The sequence below is a fragment of the Mesorhizobium sp. BR1-1-6 genome (assembly GCF_020165355.1).
GTDB lineage: Bacteria > Pseudomonadota > Alphaproteobacteria > Rhizobiales > Rhizobiaceae > Mesorhizobium.
Map to the genome: position 1 here is coordinate 23377 of NZ_JAIUHZ010000019.1, position 17634 is coordinate 41010.

A 17634-nucleotide genomic window follows, 5' to 3' on the forward strand; every position below is an offset into this window, starting at 1 on the left:
CGGAATTCCTATGCGGCTTCAGGCAGTTCAGTGCCGACGAGGTCCCGGAGGGGACACTCGTCCATTGTTCCGCAGCACTTGAGGGAGGAGCCCTTGAAGCTGTCGAAGAATTCCGCCTCGGCTAGGCGCCAGTTTTTAAGCGCCGCCGCGAGGTCGGCGAACACCTGCGCATGGTCGGAGCATGCCACCAGCGGCAATCCGCTTCCTTGGTCACACTTGCACCTCTGGCGCCGGGTCATCACGCGGCCGCTCTCGATGTCGACTGTAAGCAGCCTCCTGCCGTCGAGCAGAAGCCGCAATCGATCGTGGCCGCCAAGCCTCCTTCGCAATGTCGCGAGACGCCCTTCCTTCAATGCCTTCTCGAAAGCCTCGCCTAAGCTTATGGCGCTGGCTTCAGCTGCCGCCTGGTATCTCGCAGCTTCGGACCCGTGGGCTCTTGCTTCGCCTTTTCCGGGCCAGCTGCGAAGTGCCGCCGCCGTGCGTTGCCTCAGAAGGAAAATGAGCAGCTTCCCCCACCATCGCCCGGCGGCCTCTGCGTTGGTGATTTCATGCGGTTCTGCCTCCACCCAATAGAGACAGAACGTGCCGTCGAAGTTGATGTGGCGCTCCGGGCAGAAGGAGGGGAGGTGTTCGGCTTTTGTCTCCTTTGCGACTATCTTGTCTCCGGCATCAATGACCTTGATAAGAAACCGCGTTGCGGGTGCACCGGACGCGTTGACCAGTTGAACGGCAAAGATCGCGACATTGTCGATCAGGCTCACCAGATCCGAGTGGTTGTCGCGTGCAGTTTCGGCCAGAAGGGCGAGGGCCGACATTGCCGTCAGCGCCCCTCCGAGTGTGGGCGGAACGGTTCCTCCGCAGCCCTGGCGATGGCCGGGCTCTTCGCGGCATACGCGGCGACATGCGCTGCTTTGGCCACCTTGTCGCCTTCGGCCGTGAGCGCCTCAAGCACCACGTCATAGGTCAGTCCGGATTTCCGGCGTGATGTCCCGAAGAGTGTCCGTACAGATTCCGGGCCAGCATCGTACGCCGCCTTTCCGATCGCGGTTTGCTCGCCCTTGCAGCGCTTCTGCTCGGCTTCCGAATCGAGGACGGCGCGACCTGTGGAGCAACGAACGCGCTCGCCCTGCATGCCCAGTCGGGTAATCGCCGTCGGGCCGAATTCAAAGCCTATGGCTAGTCCGAGATCGTCGGTGTCCACGTGACTCACCCCAAGTCTTTCGAGCGCCAGATCGAAGCTGCTGCGCAATCCTCCGGCACACAGGGCTGAGGTAGACACCGTATCCTCGGTGTACGTCTGGTAGGCCGTTCCCTCCATCACGTGGCCGTGGATGCAATCGCCGATGAAGCGAATACGCCGTCCCGAGAAATCGGAGGAAAGGACCCGGTCGAGTTCCGAACGGATGACGTGGAGACAGCGAACGACGTCTTCCGGATCGTCATCGATGTGTGCGTCGAGATATCAAGGTCGCGCAAAGGAGGGGTCGCCCGGCTGAACACGAAAGCGCCGATCGGGTTTTTCTTGTTGTCAGCACGCCAGTCGGACACGACGGAATCCTTGCTCAGGCCAAGATTTGCCGCTTCCTGGCAATCTGCGATTTCGGCTTCCGCGAGCGGCGTGAGAGGGACGTCTTCGTCGTCAAGCTCTTCGAGCCTGATTACCTTCCTCGCCTCGTTGCTCAGATATATGCCGGTGTCGCTCCCATTCGATGCGATCTTCGCTGCCATGTTGGCGGGACGACCTAGGAACAGCGGTTCACGGTTGCCGTTGCGGCCGTTGTTAACGACGAGCGCCCGGCCGCTGTCGATGCCAATTCGAACCTCGGCTGCCGGGATGTTCTCGTCGTCATCGCCAGTTTCAAGCAGGACATCGCTGATCAGTTGTGCGATGGCGACGGCACGGTTAACGCGATCGTCTTCCGCGTCTTCGCCATAGGGCTTGGCGACGACGGCATGGAGCCGTTGATTATGGAAGTCTACGCGGATTGCGTCGGAGGCGGCCAGAATGCGATGGACGGCCCGATAATGCAGGTTGAGGAACCGCAGCGTTCGCTTGTGGCAGGTTTCGCCTTCCGACTGCGTGCTTTCCAGCATCCCTCTCAGGTTCAGGATGTCGACATAGAGGTGAACCGCATCCATGCGGTACGCCTTGTTTGTCGGTATCGATTTCAGCGATGTGTCCCGCTTGTAGTCCACGACGGTCACGGACTCGACTTCCTTAATGCGGGCATCGATCGCGTCCTTGGCGCGATCATATTTCCAGTTGTTCGACATACCTACTCCTATCGACAAGGGCGCTTGGGATCGCCCAGCTACTTCGCAATGAATTCAAGTGAGTTCACACCGGGACACCGTGCTGCGACGAAATCAATCCGGTTGATTGTGCGGTCTTTATTTCGCTCGGAATGCGTTCAATTCCTGATTTGTTCCCGTTGGCATTCCCGGGCGCGAAACGCGCCCGGGAATTGAGTTTTTCTGGCTTATTGCACGAGGTGAGCAGACTTCGTGTGCCGAACGAGCGATCTACCTTGACGTTGAGCGAGATTCAGTGACGCGTCAGGCTAGCCAGTCCTCAGCTGCACCCGCTCGTCGAACCACAGGTGTCGCACTTCTCGCAAGTGCCGTTCCGCACCATGGTGAAGTTATGGCATTCCGAGCATTCGTTGCCGGTGTAGCCCTGCATCAGCGATTGCTGGCGTCGGGTGGCGGCAAGCGCCTTGGCTTCCGCGGCCTCGTGCGCGGCGGCGTCGGAGAACAGCCCTTCGGCACCCGAAGCCCCGGCTTCCTCCTCGGCGATGTCCTCGACCAGTTCCCTGGCGCGTTCCTCATAGTCCCGCTTGTAGGCGATGGCCTCGTCGCTCGCCGGCTTCAGCGCCAGTACGTTGGAGCCGGAGAAGGCCGTCGGCGCCACGCGGGCAGGGGCCGTGGCCGGGGCGGAACCGCCGAATCCCTTGGGTTCGGCGCCCGACACCAGCTTGACCGGCGAGGCACCGCGGTAGAGGCCCTTGGAGAAGGGCGTGGCCTTGCCTTCGGTGATGCCGCGCCCAAGTGCCGTCTTGTCGAAATCCGACTGGTCGACATGGGCGAGGTCGTGGCGGTTGAGATAAGAGACCGCAAGTTCGCGGAACACGTAGTCGAGGATCGACGTCGCGTTCTTGATCGCGTCATTGCCCTGCACCATGCCGGCCGGCTCGAACTTGGTGAAGGTGAAGGCTTCGACAAATTCCTCCAGCGGCACGCCATATTGCAGGCCGAGCGAGATGGCGATGGCAAAATTGTTCATCATCGCCCGGAAGGCCGCGCCTTCCTTGTGCATGTCGATAAAAATCTCGCCGAGACGCCCGTCGTCGAACTCGCCGGTGCGCAGATAGACCTTGTGGCCGCCGACGACCGCCTTCTGCGTGTAACCCTTGCGGCGGTTCGGCAGCTTTTCGCGGTCGCGGTAGAGACGCTCGACGACGCGCTCGACGATCTTTTCGGTGACCTGCACCGCACGCTGCGCGGCGGGCGCGGCGACCAGTTGTTCGATTGCCTCGTCCTCGTCCTCCTCGCCATCGGCGAGCAGCGAGGCATTGAGCGGCTGCGACAGCTTCGAGCCGTCGCGGTAGAGCGCGTTGGCCTTCAGCGCCAGCTTCCACGACAGCATGTAGGCGCTCTTGGCGTCCTCCACCGTGGCGTCGTTCGGCATGTTGATGGTCTTGGAAATGGCGCCGGAAATGAAGGGCTGTGCCGCCGCCATCATCTGGATGTGGCTGTTGATCGACAGCGAGCGCTTGCCGATCTTGCCGCAGGGGCTGGCGCAGTCGAACACGGGAAGGTGTTCGGCTTTGAGGAAGGGCGCTCCCTCAAGCGTCATCGCACCGCAGACATGGATGTTGGCGGCTTCGATGTCCTTCCTGGAGAAGCCCAGCGCCGGCAGCATCTCGAACGAGAAGTCGTTGAGCTGCTCGTCGGTGAAGCCAAAGGTCTCCTTCACCCAGTCGGCGCCCAGCGTCCACTGGTTGAAGACGAACTTGATGTCGAAGGCCGACTTCAGCGCCGCGTTGAGCGCCGCGATCTTGTCGTCGGTGAAGCCCTTGGCCTTGAGCGAGCCGGGGTTGATGCCGGGAGCCTGGTTGAGATTGCCGTGGCCGACGGCGTAGGCCTCGATCTCAGCGATCTGGCTTTCCGAATAGCCCAGCGTGCGCAGCGCTTCCGGCACGGCGCGGTTGATGATCTTGAAATAGCCGCCGCCGGCAAGCTTCTTGAACTTCACCAGCGCGAAGTCGGGTTCGATGCCTGTTGTGTCGCAATCCATGACCAGTCCGATCGTGCCGGTCGGCGCGATGACGGTCGCCTGCGCGTTGCGATAGCCGTGCTCCTCGCCGAGTTCGATGGCGCGGTCCCAGGCAGCCTTGGCGTGCGTCGCCAACTCCTGCTGCTTGAGGTCGGAAGCGACCAGCGGCACCGGGTTGACGGCCAGCTTCTCGTAGCCGTCCTTGTCGCCATAGGCGGCGCGGCGATGATTGCGCATGACGCGCAGCATGTTCTGCGCATTGCGGTCGTAATCGGGGAAGGCGCCGAGTTCGGACGCCATCTCGGCCGAGGTGGCGTAGGCGGTGCCGGTCATGACGGCGGTGAGCGCGGCGCAGATGGCGCGGCCCTCATCGGAATCGTAGGGAATGCCCGAGGTCATCAACAGGCCGCCAATATTGGCATAGCCGAGGCCCAGCGTGCGGTAGTCGTAGGAGAGCTTGGCGATCTCCTTTGACGGGAACTGCGCCATCATGACCGAGATTTCCAGCACGATGGTCCACAGCCTGACCGTATGCTCATAGGCAGCGATGTCGATCGTGCCGTCGGCATTGCGGTAGGGGAGCAGATTGATCGAGGCGAGATTGCAGGCCGTGTCGTCGAGGAACATGTATTCCGAGCACGGGTTGGAGGCCCGGATCGCACCGGCGGATGCGCAGGTGTGCCAGTCGTTCATCGTCGTGTTGAAGTGCAGGCCCGGATCGGCGGATGCCCAAGCGGCGTAGCCGATCTTTTCCCAGAGATCCCTGGCCTTCAGCGTCTTCAGCACCTTGCCGTCCTTGCGGGCGGTGAGATGCCAGTCGGCATCATCCTCGACGGCGCGCAGGAAATTGTCCTTCAGCGACACCGAATTGTTGGAGTTCTGGCCCGACACGGTGAGGTAGGCGTCGGAATCCCAGTCGGTGTCGTAGGTCTTGAACGACATCGAGGTGTAGCCCTGCTTGGCGAACTGGATGACGCGGTAGATATAGTTCTCCGGCACCGCGTCCTTCTTGGCCGCCTTGATCTCGCGCTTCAGCGCCGTGTTGATGGCGGGGTCGAAGCAGTCGTCGTCATGGCCTTCGCAGTTGACGCAGGCCTTCATGATCGCTTCGAGATGCTTCTTGACGATCTTGGAGCCGGTCACCAGCGAGGCGACCTTCTGCTCTTCATTGACCTTCCAGTCGATGAATTCCTCGATGTCGGGGTGATCGGCGTCGACGATGACCATCTTGGCGGCGCGGCGCGTCGTGCCGCCCGACTTGATGGCGCCCGCGGCGCGGTCGCCGATCTTGAGGAAGCTCATCAGGCCGGACGAACGGCCGCCGCCGGACAGCTTTTCGCCCTCGCCGCGCAGCAGCGAGAAATTGGAGCCGGTGCCCGAGCCGTATTTGAACAGGCGCGCCTCGCGCACCCACAGATCCATGATGCCGCCCTCATTGACGAGGTCGTCCTGCACGCCCTGGATGAAGCAGGCATGCGGCTGCGGGTGCTCGTAGGAGGATTTCGACTTCGTCAGCTTGCCGGTGAACGGGTCGACATAGAAGTGGCCCTGGCTCGGGCCGTCTATGCCATAGGCCCAGTGCAGGCCGGTGTTGAACCATTGCGGCGAGTTCGGCGCCACGCGCTGGGTGGCCAGCATATAGGCAAGCTCGTCGCGGAAGGCGCGCGCGTCTTCCTCCGACTTGAAATAGCCGCCCTTCCAGCCCCAATAGGTCCAGGTGCCGGCCAACCGGTCGAAGACCTGGCGGGCGTCGATCTCGGACCCGTAGCGCTCGGCTTCCGGCAACTTGGCAAGTTCGGCCTCGTCGGCGACTGAGCGCCACAGGAAGGAGGGAACATCGTTCTCCTCGACCTTCTTCAGCCGCGCGGGGACGCCGGCCTTGCGGAAATATTTCTGCGCCAGGATGTCGGCGGCGACCTGGGAGAATTGCGCCGGCACGTCGATATTGTCCAAGCGGAACACCACCGAGCCATCCGGATTCTTGATCTCGGAGAGCGCCTTGCGGAATTCGATCTCCGCGTAAGCCGATTGTCCCTGTCTGGTGAAACGACGCTCGATGCGCATTGGTCCGGTCCCTTTTGTCTATATATAGCGCTTTCGTCAGGAGATTTCTGCTCCCAATGCGAAACGCGCATGTCCGCCGTCTGCCGGCGTTCGAAAACGGCCGGCTCTCCATTTTCGCGGTCTTCGTCCGCCTTGCTGGTCAAACTTCTTGCGAAGCGCCTGTCCAACTCACCGACGAACCCGCGGGTCCCTCAAAACTGATTTTTTCCGATTCCCTCACTCGAGGGAAATTCACATTATCTAGCGTCGAACCTGCCTGCAAACACTAAATATAGTGTTAACAGACAATTTATTCCAGTCCGACAATTCTCCCTTTTATCGCCCACGCCCCACAATCCCAACGCTTCCGCCAGCCTCGTAAACAGGCGGAAATGTGGGGAAAAACGCACATAATCCGGGAAAAAGACCGGGCTCAGAACTTTCCGGTCGCGCTCTCAACAGGAGCGCATGGCCTATAAAAGGCGACTCGTTTTGCGCCGTCAAGGATTCGTTTGCGTAGCTTTTGTGACCTCAACATCTTGTGTGTCACACATGTGGATAACGGGGATAGAATGGAGCTGCCGCGGTAGCCCCCGGCCGAGGGGACAAAGACGCGCTTGTCAGGCTTCGCGACGGCTCCGGGGCGTGATCCAGGCACAGACCATCTGGCGCATCCGACGTCGCGGATCAGCCGTAATGCGTCCTGGGCTTCGGCTCGGTTCCGGTGAAGTGCACCCCGATCCGGCCGTTGCGGCGCCAGCGGACCTCGCATCGATAGCCGATGCCGTCGACGGGCACATAGAGAAGGAAATGATCCGGAATCGTTGCTTCGGGCGGAACCTTGAGTTCGGCGCCACCTTCATTTTGATTGCGCAGCGTGCAGCCAACTTCCGAATTCGAGATGCCCGTGATGATCGTGCCGCCCTTGAGCACGCGCTGGCGATGCTCGCGCTTGTGCTCGTCGGATCTCTCTGGATTGGGATTTGCGGGATTTGTCATCGGTAAAACGCCAGGATCGGATCAGATCCTATTACGTCTTCATTAGAAAAGCATTCACGCCGCAGGCGCCCCCGTCCGAGCTGCTTGGTGGCGCGGCCGGTCCCGGTTCAGGCAAACCGACGCGGGTCGGCGCAGAAATAGGCGATGATCTGGCAAAGATCCGGTTCGTTGACCATGCGCACCGCTTCGCTCGAACTGACCCATTTGCGGGTGCGGGAGCGTTTTTCCTTCCAATGGTCGGCGACCTTGTCGACATGCAGCGGGAACACCAATACCTCGCATGGCACTTCCTCGCCGGAGGCCAGGGCCTTGGCGTAGAAGTAGCGGCCGGCCTCGAGATGCGAGATCGTCCCGCGCAGTCCGGCTTCCTCGACAGCCTCGCGCGCCGCGGCTTCGCAAAGCGGCTCCCTGGCTTCAGGCCAGCCCTTCGGAAGCACCCAGCGGCCGGTATCGCGGCTGGTAATCAGCATGATCTCGACGCTGTTTCCGGTTTCGCGCCAGGGCAGGGCGGCTACCTGCAGACGGCACGGCGCGGTGCCGAAGAGTCGCCGGACCCTTTCGGCCAGATGGTTGTGCGTCGTTGGCCTCGTCAGCATCGGAGAAGCTAGCCCCAGCCTCCAGAATCGTTTGCCGTCTCACGAATCTTACGGCCAATTGTCGGCAATAAAAGTAAAAACTTTCATCAGGATGGCCGATTTTCGCCAATAGACGCCGATTTCCGCGCGCCAGCCAGCCTCGCGAGACCCTTTGCCTAGTGGATGAGACTTCCCTGCGGCTCGATTTGCAGCAGGTTGCTTGCCGCGAATCAGCCGGCGTGATCGTCGGCGATCGGCTTCTGGTAGGTGAAGCCCATGTCCCAGGGAAAATAGATCCAGGTATCCTGACTGACCTCGGTGACGAAAGTATCGACCAGCGGCCGCCCCTTCGGTTTGGCGTAGACGGTGGCGAAATGCGCCTTCGGCATCATGGCGCGCACGATGCCAGCCGTCTTGCCGGTGTCGGTCAGGTCGTCGATAATCAGCACGCCCGCGCCGTCGTCGGCAAGCAGGGCCGGCGTGACCTCCTTCAGCACCTGCAGCTGACCCTGGCTGCTGTAGTCATGATAGGAGGCGACGCAGACCGTCTCGATAACGCGTATGCCAAGCTCCCGCGAGATGATCGCCGCCGGCACGAGGCCGCCGCGCGTGATGCAGACGATCGCTTTCCATTGCGCCTTGTTGGTGCCGGCAAGCCGCCAGGCGAGCGCGCGCGCATCGCGGTGGAACTGGTCCCAGGAGACGGGAAAGGCTTTTTCGGGAAGGGACATCTTTCGCGCACTCCGCAGCACGCGCGGTCGCGCGCAGAAAACAGGGGAATGCGCGCGGAAGTAACTGGAAAACCTCGCGCTTGGCAAGAGCGGCCGCAAACGACACTGTGAACTTACCGCGACAGGAAAGCCGCCACCGGCGCGGTGCGCAGCACGGAGCGCGTCACTCCGCCGAACAGGAGCTGGCGCAGCCACGAGTGGCTGTAGGCGCCAAGCACCAGCAAATCGGCGCCGGTCTCCGCGATCCTGGTCTGGATCACCTCGTCGACCGAGGTGCCGCCCGATCTCTGCACCGAGACACTCACGCTGGCGCCATGACGCGACAAGGCGGAAGCGATTTCCGCTCCGGCGGCCTCGGGGCGTTCATCGAGCGTGTCCGGCGGATCGATGACCAGAATGTCGGTTTTGTCGGCCTCGATGATGAAGGGCAGCGCATCGAAGGCGGCGCGTGCGGCCTCCTTGCTGCCGTTCCAGGCAAGCAGCACACGCTTGAAGGTGGTGATCAGTGGACCCAGGTGCGGCACTACCAGCACCGGCCGTCCGGCGTCGTAGACCAGTGTGTCGACGTCGGCGCTCGCATCGCCGCCCGTCTCGCGCTGCGCGGCGATGATCAGGTCGGCGGCACGCACGCTTGAAATGCCGGTCAGGGCGCTGTCGCCGGAAAAACTCTCCAGGCTGTGCCATTCGAAGGACAGGCCGGAATTCTCGATATGCCTGAGAAACGCGGCCCGCAGCTTTTCGGCCCGTTCGCGGTTCATGTCGGCCGAAACCTGCAGGAACTCGGTGTCGGGAAAGCCGGTGGCCGACGTGTAGGGCACCGGAAGCGCTTCGGCGTGGATGCCGATCAGATGGCTCTGGAAGCGGCCGGCAAGCGGAATGGCGAAGTCGAGCACGCGCTCCGCGTCCTGCTCGTTCTGCAGAATGGCGACGATGGTCTTGAAGCGCATGGTGATCCCCTCATTTTGCGAGCGATCCGCCCGCGGCAAGGAAACGTCGCCGCGTTGTGCTTGGTTCCGGCCTGGACCGGATCAGCTCGCGCTGCTGGCAAAGCCGGCCACCATCGCCTCGACATCGGCGCGCGCAGCGTCCAGGGCCTGCTGGCTGCGGGCACGGACCACCAGTTCGGTCCAGAACTTGCCGTCGCCGTATTTCGGATAGGAGCCGATGATCGTGTCCGGATGCGCTTTCTGGATCTCGCCCAGCGGCCCGCCGACGAGACCTTCGCCGAACGGGCAATGCACCGCTGCCGACAGCATTTTCGTGCCGGCTTTCAGCGTCGGCACGACATTGTCGAGCATGGCCTGGAAGATCGAGGGCACGCCCGCCATCACGTGGACATTTCCGATGCGGAATCCGGGCGCGACCGACACCGGATTGTCGATATGGTCGGCGCCGCGCGGCATTCGGGCCATGCGCTTGCGGGCCTCGGTGTATTCGATGCCGCGAGCGGCATAGCTTGCTTCCAGCAGGGCATAGGCCTTGGCATCGTATTCGCACGGCACGCCGAAGGCCTTGGCAATCGAATCGGCTGTGATGTCGTCATGGGTCGGGCCGATGCCGCCGGTTGTGAACACATAGGTATAGCGGGCCCGCACTGCATTTACCGCTGCGACGATCTCGTCTTCCTCATCGGGAACGATGCGCACCTCCTTCAGGTCGATGCCGATGGCCGTCATGATGTCAGCCAGATGGCCGATATTCCTGTCCTTGGTGCGGCCGGACAGGATCTCATCGCCGATGACGAGCATGGCGGCGGTAACGATTTCAGACATCGAAGGCTCCGGCAAAAACGGGGTCGCCTGAAATAGCGCGGCACGCGGCCAGCGGCAATGCCACCCGACCGGTTAACAAACTGTGCCCGCCTACGCGGTATTCCCCGAATATTGGCGCCCTAAGTACCCTGGCGTGGCCGGGCGGACGAGGATCATCACGTCAAGGAGACGCAAATGGCCAAAGTACTTGTTCTCTACTATTCGAGCTGGGGTCACATGGAGCAGATGGCCAAGGCCGCAGCCGAAGGCGCTCGCGAAGCCGGTGCCGAGGTGACCATCAAGCGCGTCGCCGAACTCGTGCCCGAAGCGGTCGCCAAGGCCGCCCACTACAAGCTCGACCAGGAAGCGGCGATCGCCAGCCCGCTGGAACTCAGCGACTATGACGCGATCATCGTCGGCGCCTCGACGCGTTACGGAATGATGTGCGCGCAACTGAAGAACTTCTTCGACCAGACCGGCCCGCTATGGGTCAAGGGCGCGCTGATCAACAAGATCGGCTCGGTGATGTCTTCGACCGCGACCCAGCACGGCGGCGCGGAACTGGCGCTGATCAGCACCCAGGCCATGCTTCAGCACCACGGCATGATCATCGTTCCCCTGTCCTATGCCTATCAGGCTCAGATGGGCAACGATGTCGTGCGTGGGGGGGCGCCCTACGGCATGACCACCACAAGCGACAGCGACGGTTCGCGCCAGCCTTCGGCGCAGGAACTCGAAGGCGCGAAGTTCCAGGGCGGGCGCGTCGCCGAAATCGCCGCGAAGCTGCACGGCTGATCGTTGTGCCGCCGGTGCCTGCCGGCGTTGCTCCTGCTGGCGATGCTTGTGGTCCACGCCGTGGATCGTCGCTTCACCGACGCTTCACAAGGAATTCAAGGAACCATTCGGCTGATGACTGGTTTGCCCCGTGTCGCACCCAAGGCGACGAAGACAAAACGGAGTGATCCAATGTACAAAAAACTTTTCGCGGCATTCGTTCTGACGGCCGGTCTTGCCACATCGGCGATGGCGCAGTCGACTGACGGCAGGTATTACAACCATGACAGTTGGTGGAACAATTGGTCGCTGTTCGGCAATGAGGATTCATCAGCCATCGACCAGAGCACCACCGGGAGCATCAACGCATACGGCTCCGGGTTGAGCACCCAAGGCAATACCGGTGGGATGGGCCCATGTGCTCACAACACTCCAGGTCCGGACGCCAATGCTCAAGGCAACGTCAATGACCAGTACTGCGGCAAATAATCAGCCGTAAGCTCCCTGCTGACCGTAGGACGTTTTCTCTCCCGACGTCCGCGGTCGGCGCTCCGGGGCGGCCGGCCTTTGGGGCGATCGGGCTTTGGGCTGAAAGATCAGTCGGAAACCTCGGTCTGCGGCCGGTCGCGTCCATCAGCCAGTTCCTCATGCCATTTGCCGTCGGCATCCTCGTACTGGATGCCGTCCGTCGACCCCGCGACCTGCTGCTCGGCTGAAGCGATCTCGGCGGCCCGCAACGCGTCCTGATGCGTGGGAAACGTCTCCGAGAAGGTCGCTCCGACCTTGTAGGCCCAGCCGCCGTCATGCTCGACGATCTTGTAAGTCAGCTTCGCCATCAAAACCTCCGGTTTAAAGGTCCGTCCGCTCAATGCAGGCGGTCGTCGGACAGCTTGTCGTCTGGCACCAGCACTTCCGATTCCCTGGCGGCTTCGATAAGGGCCCGGCGCGCATCCGCTGTCGAACGATAACCTTCCAGCACTTTGAGGCAAGTGTCGAGAGCATCACGATGACGGGGGCCGCGATTGAGCGGCCAAACCGTCATCAGGCACTCCGCCGCCTCCTGGGTACTGCGGATGTGGCGATATTTGCCGACATGGCCGAGTTCGACCACGACCGGTGTTTCAAAAGGCTTGTTGTCCATCATGGCCGCAACGCAAAGCAGTCAATTTGGTTGCAACCGTGTCCTCAGCCTGCGCCCAAACGTCCCAGACCTCCTTGGAAGCTCTATTGCGGCGGTCGTCCGACGACGCGTTCCGCGCTGCTCGGAAGGGCGCTCAGCCCGCCGCCTTCATCCAGTGCTGCATCGTCGTCACCGAGCGTGCGAGCTGCGGCGCGGGATGGATCGTCTCGCTGAACGTGGCGGCCGCTCGCCACCCCCAGCGCGGGTCGGCGAGGAAGGCGCGCGCCAGCGCAACCATGTCGGCGCGGCCTTCGGCGATGATCGCCTCTGCCTGCTTGGGATCGTCGATCAGACCGACCGCGCGGGTAGGGATGCCGGCGCCCCCGCGCACGGCTTCCGCCAGATGCACCTGGTAGCCGGGCCCGGAGGGCAGTTTCTGCAAGGGTGAATTGCCGCCGCTCGAGCAACAGAGATAAGCGACGCCCTCGGCCTTCAGCGCTTTCGCCACTTCGATCGCATCCTCGACGTCGAAACCGCCATCGACCCAATCCTTGACCGACAGCCGGGCGCCCAGCATCAGTTTTGGCGCTGCCTTTTTCACCGCCTTGGCGATCTCGACGACAAGACGCATGCGGTTTTCCAGCGAGCCGCCCCAGCGGTCCGTGCGTTGGTTGGAGAGCGGCGACAGGAACTGGAAGATCAGATAGCCGTGCGCCGCGTGCAGCTCGATGAAGTCAAAGCCCGCGCGTTCGGCCCGCCTCGCCGACTCGGCGAACCGCTCGATGAGCTGGAGGATCTCCTCTTCCTCCAGCGCTCGCGGCACGTTCCACCCGGTATCGTAGGCGATTGCCGAGGCCGAGACGGTCTGCCAGGGATCCTCGTTCGGCTGCAGCGGTCCGCCCCCCTCCCAGGGCTTGCGGTTCGAGGCCTTGCGGCCGGCATGGGCAAGCTGAGTGCCGAATTTGGTGCCGGGTGCGGCCACGCGCCTTGCTGCGTCCAGGGCGCGGCGCGCAGCGGCTTCATTGTCTTCGGAATAGAGGCCGAGGCAGCCATGGCTGATGCGGCCACGCCGCTCGACATCGGTCATCTCGACCGTGACCATGCCGGCGCCGGACATTGCCAGGTTCATCCAGTGGTGGAGATGCCAGTCGCTCGCCGAGCCGTCCTCGGCCGAATACTGGCACATCGGCGCGACGGCGATGCGGTTGGGAAAGCTCAAGCCATCGAGCGTGATCGGCTGGAAAAGCGATGTGGTCATGAACGAAACTCCGGGAATAGGATGCGCTATTTAGGCGATCGATCGCCGCCATGCCACACACGAGAGAGTGAAATGCTTACTGGACCAACCGCTGCCCCGATTGCGCGAACGCCGGTTCGCGGCTACGCCTCCCGGGCAACGTGGAGGCAGCCGATGGAAGATCGTATCCGCATCCGTTCTGAAGAAATCCTATCCGACGACTGGGCGATTCTGAAGAAGACCGTCCTCGACTACCGTCGCCGCGACGGACAATGGGAGACACAAATTCGCCAGACTTACGATCGCGGCGATGGCGCGGTGATCCTGCCCTATGATCCCCAGCGTTCAACCGTGCTCCTGGTGCGCCAGTTCCGCTATCCCGCCTATGTCACCGGCCACCGCGAACCGCTGGTCGAGGCCTGCGCGGGACTGCTCGACGAAAACGATCCGGAGACCTGCATCCGCAAGGAGGCGGAGGAAGAGCTCGGCTATCGGCTGAACCATGTGGAGCGGCTGTTTTCGCCCTATATGAGCCCGGGCAGCGTCACCGAGCGGCTCTGGTTCTTCACCGCCCTCTATTCGCCCGCCGACCGCATTTCGGCCGGTGGCGGCGCAGCGGACGAAGGCGAGGACATCGAGGTGCTGGAAATGCCGCTCGACGAGGCTCTGGCCGGCATTGCCGATGGCCGCATCATCGACGCCAAGACCATCATCCTGATCCAGCATCTGAAGCTCCATCCGATCGCTGTTTGACCGATACCGGTCGCCCCTGCGGGAGGAAGAATCGGTGCGGGGCGAATGAAAACGAACGTGTTTTGCACAACGCTTTTTGGGGACTGCATGGCCCCGATTGACGAGATCGCCTAGGTAGTTGAAACGAAAGGCGCGCGGACGTGGCGGAATTGGTAGACGCAAGGGACTTAAAATCCCTCGATCTCTGATCGTACGGGTTCGATTCCCGTCGTCCGCACCACCTTAACTCTACTTCAATGCTCTGCAGAGCCTAGCCGCCACCAACGGGTGCCACCCGGGTCTCTTAGCGGCGGCTCGGCGACCGTGCGCCGAGGCGCGCCGTCGGCTATGGGCCCTCGGCGAACGTTGCCACGATCCGCCGACCTGAAACGGCGGATCGTGGCGTTCAAGCGCTCACTGGATAATCTTTACGATCTTGCGTGTGCCGGGATCCACGACGACGGTGTGATTGTCCACGACGACATAGCGATATTTGACGTTCGGAATTTCATGAAGCTCGACCGTGTCGGGCAGGGCGGTTCCGACATTGAGCTCAACGCCGGGAATCTTGACTGAGGCCAGAGGCTGTTTCTTTACGTATTCTTGTATGACGGTTTCGTCCTGCGGCTGAATGACCACATCCTGTGCGGCGGCGGCACCGATGCCGGCAAGCAGCAGGAATCCCGCTACGACGGTTGTAAGATCGGTTCTCATTGTTGCTTCCTTTCTCTCTCGTTGGGCTTGACGCGAAGCGCGGTGGCGCCCGAAGGATTGCCAGGGATTGGCAAGGGCTCCCAATGCTGGCCATCGATCAGGGGAACCATCGTTCAATGGCCTGTCAGGCAATCGCTCTTAGACGCGTGGGTTCCAAACAACCGTGGGTTTGGGCCTTTTGCGCGCCGCGATCTGACTTTGGTCGCATGTTCAATAGGACCCAAGCCCTAGCAGTGGAACCGCCGGTAGGAAGCGTGCGTTGCGTTTGCTAATGATCTTCAACTGGAGGCCGATCATGGCAGCCGGCCCCGCTGTGGTAAATTCTGGCGGCAGCGCTGCCGTGGCCATTGTTCTGGCAGGCGGAAAAAATATTTGGCGTCAAGATTGACGCTCCCAAAGCCAAAGTGCCGTCCGCATCGGCGAATCCGTCGAAGGGTGGCTGATGTCAATCCGAAGCTTCGTGAGGCAAAGCATGACCCCTGGTTCCATCAAAACTGATGGCCGTGACCGTGTCACAATTCCCGACAACGACAATCACATGGCTGGCGTCGACACCAAGCCGCTCTTGAAATGTATCCAGCGCGACGATTTTGCTGACGCGCTTTGCGCGAGAGCTGAGCGCTTCGCGACCAAGGTGGTCGTGGCAATGGCGATTTGTTTGACATCGACACTGGTCGCCGGCGTTTATTTTTTACTGGCGCCCTCTTGAGGGACCAGAAGCTCAAGCTGGAGAGCACGACCGGCCTCTCATACCCGGGCTGCGATTAAGCACTCATTTTCAACAGGGAAGACCCGCCTGGCTTCCTCAGCCTCCACTTCCCTTGTTGTCGGTCCGCAGCTCGCGGGCACGGCCCGGCAGGGTTGGCGATCAGCCGGGCCGGATTGCACAATATTAGTCGTTGCTGTCGTAGATCACCACTGGGTGATGCCGGTGGTGACGGCGTTCAGTTGAGCCCGTTATGACGACGGTGTCGCGGCGATGATGCCGGCGACCTTGGTCATAGAAAGCCACCGTGCCATGGCGCCGATGATGGAGGCGATGGCCCTGATCGTTGATCACTGCCACGTGACGGTGATGATGGCGATGGGTTTTGATGACGACGTCGGCTTCTGCCGCCGAAGCGACAACCGGCATTGCAACGAAAACGAGCGCCATGGCACTTGTCAGAAAAATCGCTTTCATAAGTGTTTCTCCATTCCAGATCCCTCGGGGGTAGTTTCACGACAGCTCAAGCCGCACGAGGTCTCGATTTGAGCTTTCTGCCTGCGAAATGAGCAGGGGGTTGAGGGTGCAATGATGGCAACCCTGCTCTCGTGGGCACATGAAGGACCATTGCTGCACCCGTTCAACAAATGAAAGGAATGCGAGTACGTTCCTTGCAGGAGAGCTGATCGGACCTCTGCTGTAGGTATTCGGACCAAGGTCTTGCTGATGTTCTTGGACCTTCGTCCGCACTTGCGGTTCGATGGCTCTTTTCTCGATGCAATTCTTTGAGTGTTCACTGCGCGATCGGGCGCGGGTACTGCGATGGCGGACGCGCGCCTGCGTGCGAGGGCAGGATCATAAACGGCACGCGGCATCAAGTTCTGCGCCGGTGACGTTCAGACAAGCGGGCATGGTGATACTGGTGCGATCACGCAATTCCGCGCGCCGCAGGCAATGATACGGTGTCTGCGCGGCGGATCTGATCCGTCGAGGCCGGCGTCTACCAGGCCCAACCCATCCCCCCGCTCACTGGGGACGCCGGCCCCTCAGTCCTTGGAATTGCCGTAGAATTGCCGTCACGGACCATGCGAGATCGAGCATGATCCTGCCCGGTGACCGGGCGCGGCGATGGGGCTCAGAACTTGTAGCTCAGATTGATGCCGACCGTATTCAGCTTCACATTCTGGTCGCGATCGAGAAAATCGTCCGGCGCATCGAAATGCTCCTTGCTGAAATCATAGTAGCGATACTGCGCCGCGACGACGAACCTGTCGGTCAGCGCATAGTCGATGCCGGCGCCAACCGTCCAGCCTATGCTGGTTCGCGTGTTGTCGAACGAGGTACCGGCATCTTGCGAGGTTTCGATGCCGGCAAAGGCGACGCCGCCGATGCCGTAGATCAGGAACCGATCCATCGCATAGCCGGCCTTGGCATTGATGGAACCGAACCACTTGACATCCGTGCCGAGCAGATTTCCCGCACCCAGTTCTTCGGCGCCCTTTGCCGAGGAATAGTTAAGCTCTGCTTCGGCGCCGAGCACAGCCTGGTCGAATTGCCACAGACCGGCGACATGGCCACCGACGAAACCGCCGTCGAGGTCTGGCGAGGCGGCAAACGGCTCGCCCTCGGTTCCCGAGATGTCGGAACTGCCCCAGCCATAACCGCCTTGCAGGCCGGCATAGTAGCCGGTCCAGTCGAAACCGGGCGCGGTCATCGGCACATCGGCCACAGGTTCGGCTGCGAAAGCCGGTGCGGCCAGAGCGGCAAGAAAACCGACAGTTGCAAGCATTAGGCGACGCATCGAACTGCCCGAACGAAGAGCTGGAAGATCCTGGCAGGCACGGTAACCCGATTTGCGGCAAAACGGCATCGCATTTCTGTGCGGCCGATTTACGCTCTCCGTCGGTCTTGGAACAATCGGGAGAAAGTGTGAGGCTGGTCAAAACCGTGGCGGCTTGGCACAGTCGGGCAAACAG

The 17634-nt window shown here is 61.7% G+C and carries 19 protein-coding genes and 1 tRNA gene; 5 read left to right on the forward strand and 15 right to left on the reverse strand.

Going from position 1 to position 17634, the window contains the following annotated elements; all coding sequences use genetic code 11:
* Positions 1 to 8 precede the first annotated feature (8 nt).
* From LB545_RS25280 to LB545_RS25320, 9 genes are all read right to left on the reverse strand, one after another.
* Positions 9 to 815, reverse strand: coding sequence for an E2 domain-associated cysteine-rich protein (locus tag LB545_RS25280; protein ID WP_224706015.1), 807 nt, complete (start codon positions 813 to 815; stop codon positions 9 to 11).
* 5 nt (positions 816 to 820) lie between these two features.
* Complete coding sequence (locus LB545_RS25285; protein WP_224706016.1) at positions 821 to 1201, reverse strand: hypothetical protein; 381 nt, start codon at positions 1199 to 1201, stop codon at positions 821 to 823.
* 116 nt (positions 1202 to 1317) lie between these two features.
* Positions 1318 to 2274: an adenylate/guanylate cyclase domain-containing protein gene (locus tag LB545_RS25290; protein ID WP_224706017.1), complete on the reverse strand. Its 957-nt coding sequence runs from the start codon at positions 2272 to 2274 to the stop codon at positions 1318 to 1320.
* Positions 2275 to 2572: 298 nt separating this feature from the next.
* Positions 2573 to 6340: a vitamin B12-dependent ribonucleotide reductase gene (locus LB545_RS25295; protein ID WP_224706018.1), complete on the reverse strand. Its 3768-nt coding sequence runs from the start codon at positions 6338 to 6340 to the stop codon at positions 2573 to 2575.
* Between the two features lie 666 nt (positions 6341 to 7006).
* Positions 7007 to 7318: a PilZ domain-containing protein gene (locus tag LB545_RS25300; RefSeq protein ID WP_140493741.1), complete on the reverse strand. Its 312-nt coding sequence runs from the start codon at positions 7316 to 7318 to the stop codon at positions 7007 to 7009.
* Between the two features lie 107 nt (positions 7319 to 7425).
* The gene (locus tag LB545_RS25305; RefSeq protein WP_140493739.1) at positions 7426 to 7914 is read right to left on the reverse strand and encodes an NUDIX hydrolase; all 489 of its coding nucleotides are present in this window, start codon (positions 7912 to 7914) and stop codon (positions 7426 to 7428) included.
* 209 nt (positions 7915 to 8123) lie between these two features.
* The gene (gene gpt / locus LB545_RS25310) at positions 8124 to 8624 is read right to left on the reverse strand and encodes a xanthine phosphoribosyltransferase (RefSeq protein ID WP_140493737.1); all 501 of its coding nucleotides are present in this window, start codon (positions 8622 to 8624) and stop codon (positions 8124 to 8126) included.
* 113 nt (positions 8625 to 8737) lie between these two features.
* Positions 8738 to 9571, reverse strand: a complete 834-nt coding sequence (locus LB545_RS25315; RefSeq protein ID WP_140493736.1) for a universal stress protein — start codon at positions 9569 to 9571, stop codon at positions 8738 to 8740.
* 81 nt (positions 9572 to 9652) lie between these two features.
* Positions 9653 to 10396, reverse strand: a complete 744-nt coding sequence (locus LB545_RS25320; protein ID WP_140517664.1) for a competence/damage-inducible protein A — start codon at positions 10394 to 10396, stop codon at positions 9653 to 9655.
* Between the two features lie 174 nt (positions 10397 to 10570).
* On the opposite strand from LB545_RS25320, the gene wrbA reads away from it, so the two are divergent.
* Both wrbA and LB545_RS25330 read left to right on the forward strand, forming a co-directional pair.
* Positions 10571 to 11170 carry an NAD(P)H:quinone oxidoreductase type IV gene (gene wrbA / locus LB545_RS25325; protein ID WP_140517663.1) on the forward strand — a complete coding sequence of 200 codons (600 nt, stop codon included), beginning with the start codon at positions 10571 to 10573 and terminating at the stop codon, positions 11168 to 11170.
* 171 nt (positions 11171 to 11341) lie between these two features.
* Positions 11342 to 11638 carry a hypothetical protein gene (locus tag LB545_RS25330; protein ID WP_140494988.1) on the forward strand — a complete coding sequence of 99 codons (297 nt, stop codon included), beginning with the start codon at positions 11342 to 11344 and terminating at the stop codon, positions 11636 to 11638.
* Between the two features lie 107 nt (positions 11639 to 11745).
* Here LB545_RS25330 and LB545_RS25335 read toward each other — a convergent pair whose 3' ends face one another.
* The 3 genes from LB545_RS25335 to LB545_RS25345 form a co-directional block, all read right to left on the reverse strand.
* Positions 11746 to 11985 carry a DUF2188 domain-containing protein gene (locus LB545_RS25335; protein ID WP_140493732.1) on the reverse strand — a complete coding sequence of 80 codons (240 nt, stop codon included), beginning with the start codon at positions 11983 to 11985 and terminating at the stop codon, positions 11746 to 11748.
* Positions 11986 to 12014: 29 nt separating this feature from the next.
* On the reverse strand, positions 12015 to 12293 hold the full coding sequence (locus LB545_RS25340; RefSeq protein WP_032920128.1) for a DUF982 domain-containing protein: 279 nt from the start codon (positions 12291 to 12293) through the stop codon (positions 12015 to 12017).
* 130 nt (positions 12294 to 12423) lie between these two features.
* Positions 12424 to 13527, reverse strand: coding sequence for an NADH:flavin oxidoreductase/NADH oxidase (locus LB545_RS25345; RefSeq protein WP_224706019.1), 1104 nt, complete (start codon positions 13525 to 13527; stop codon positions 12424 to 12426).
* 153 nt (positions 13528 to 13680) lie between these two features.
* Here LB545_RS25345 and LB545_RS25350 point away from each other — a divergent pair, with 153 nt between their 5' ends.
* Positions 13681 to 14259: an NUDIX domain-containing protein gene (locus tag LB545_RS25350; RefSeq protein WP_140522089.1), complete on the forward strand. Its 579-nt coding sequence runs from the start codon at positions 13681 to 13683 to the stop codon at positions 14257 to 14259.
* Positions 14260 to 14393: 134 nt separating this feature from the next.
* A tRNA-Leu gene (locus LB545_RS25355) sits at positions 14394 to 14479 on the forward strand.
* Between the two features lie 173 nt (positions 14480 to 14652).
* Here LB545_RS25355 and LB545_RS25360 read toward each other — a convergent pair.
* Entirely contained in the window at positions 14653 to 14952 is a 300-nt protein-coding gene (locus LB545_RS25360) for a DUF1236 domain-containing protein (RefSeq protein ID WP_140493726.1), read from the reverse strand.
* 472 nt (positions 14953 to 15424) lie between these two features.
* Here LB545_RS25360 and LB545_RS25365 point away from each other — a divergent pair, with 472 nt between their 5' ends.
* Positions 15425 to 15661, forward strand: coding sequence for a hypothetical protein (locus LB545_RS25365; RefSeq protein WP_224706020.1), 237 nt, complete (start codon positions 15425 to 15427; stop codon positions 15659 to 15661).
* Between the two features lie 183 nt (positions 15662 to 15844).
* On the opposite strand, the gene LB545_RS25370 is transcribed toward LB545_RS25365, so the two are convergent.
* Both LB545_RS25370 and LB545_RS25375 read right to left on the reverse strand, forming a co-directional pair.
* Positions 15845 to 16135, reverse strand: a complete 291-nt coding sequence (locus tag LB545_RS25370) for a hypothetical protein (protein ID WP_140625541.1) — start codon at positions 16133 to 16135, stop codon at positions 15845 to 15847.
* Between the two features lie 658 nt (positions 16136 to 16793).
* Positions 16794 to 17459, reverse strand: coding sequence for an outer membrane protein (locus LB545_RS25375; RefSeq protein ID WP_318012566.1), 666 nt, complete (start codon positions 17457 to 17459; stop codon positions 16794 to 16796).
* Positions 17460 to 17634: the final 175 nt, after the last annotated feature.

What these genes read in the sequence shown, in the direction of transcription:
- LB545_RS25345 (WP_224706019.1), bottom strand. Translation starts at nt 13,527, where the DNA reads ATGACCACATCGCTTTTCCAGCCGATCACGCTCGATGGCTTGAGCTTT.
- LB545_RS25360 (WP_140493726.1), bottom strand. Translation starts at nt 14,952, where the DNA reads ATGAGAACCGATCTTACAACCGTCGTAGCGGGATTCCTGCTGCTTGCC.
- LB545_RS25375 (WP_318012566.1), bottom strand. Translation starts at nt 17,459, where the DNA reads ATGCGTCGCCTAATGCTTGCAACTGTCGGTTTTCTTGCCGCTCTGGCC.
- wrbA (WP_140517663.1), top strand. Translation starts at nt 10,571, where the DNA reads ATGGCCAAAGTACTTGTTCTCTACTATTCGAGCTGGGGTCACATGGAG.
- LB545_RS25290 (WP_224706017.1), bottom strand. Translation starts at nt 2,274, where the DNA reads ATGTCGAACAACTGGAAATATGATCGCGCCAAGGACGCGATCGATGCC.
- LB545_RS25370 (WP_140625541.1), bottom strand. Translation starts at nt 16,135, where the DNA reads ATGAAAGCGATTTTTCTGACAAGTGCCATGGCGCTCGTTTTCGTTGCA.
- LB545_RS25280 (WP_224706015.1), bottom strand. Translation starts at nt 815, where the DNA reads ATGTCGGCCCTCGCCCTTCTGGCCGAAACTGCACGCGACAACCACTCG.
- LB545_RS25300 (WP_140493741.1), bottom strand. Translation starts at nt 7,318, where the DNA reads ATGACAAATCCCGCAAATCCCAATCCAGAGAGATCCGACGAGCACAAG.
- LB545_RS25365 (WP_224706020.1), top strand. Translation starts at nt 15,425, where the DNA reads ATGACCCCTGGTTCCATCAAAACTGATGGCCGTGACCGTGTCACAATT.
- LB545_RS25315 (WP_140493736.1), bottom strand. Translation starts at nt 9,571, where the DNA reads ATGCGCTTCAAGACCATCGTCGCCATTCTGCAGAACGAGCAGGACGCG.
- LB545_RS25305 (WP_140493739.1), bottom strand. Translation starts at nt 7,914, where the DNA reads ATGCTGACGAGGCCAACGACGCACAACCATCTGGCCGAAAGGGTCCGG.
- gpt (WP_140493737.1), bottom strand. Translation starts at nt 8,624, where the DNA reads ATGTCCCTTCCCGAAAAAGCCTTTCCCGTCTCCTGGGACCAGTTCCAC.
- LB545_RS25335 (WP_140493732.1), bottom strand. Translation starts at nt 11,985, where the DNA reads ATGGCGAAGCTGACTTACAAGATCGTCGAGCATGACGGCGGCTGGGCC.
- LB545_RS25330 (WP_140494988.1), top strand. Translation starts at nt 11,342, where the DNA reads ATGTACAAAAAACTTTTCGCGGCATTCGTTCTGACGGCCGGTCTTGCC.
- LB545_RS25295 (WP_224706018.1), bottom strand. Translation starts at nt 6,340, where the DNA reads ATGCGCATCGAGCGTCGTTTCACCAGACAGGGACAATCGGCTTACGCG.
- LB545_RS25350 (WP_140522089.1), top strand. Translation starts at nt 13,681, where the DNA reads ATGGAAGATCGTATCCGCATCCGTTCTGAAGAAATCCTATCCGACGAC.
- LB545_RS25340 (WP_032920128.1), bottom strand. Translation starts at nt 12,293, where the DNA reads ATGATGGACAACAAGCCTTTTGAAACACCGGTCGTGGTCGAACTCGGC.
- LB545_RS25320 (WP_140517664.1), bottom strand. Translation starts at nt 10,396, where the DNA reads ATGTCTGAAATCGTTACCGCCGCCATGCTCGTCATCGGCGATGAGATC.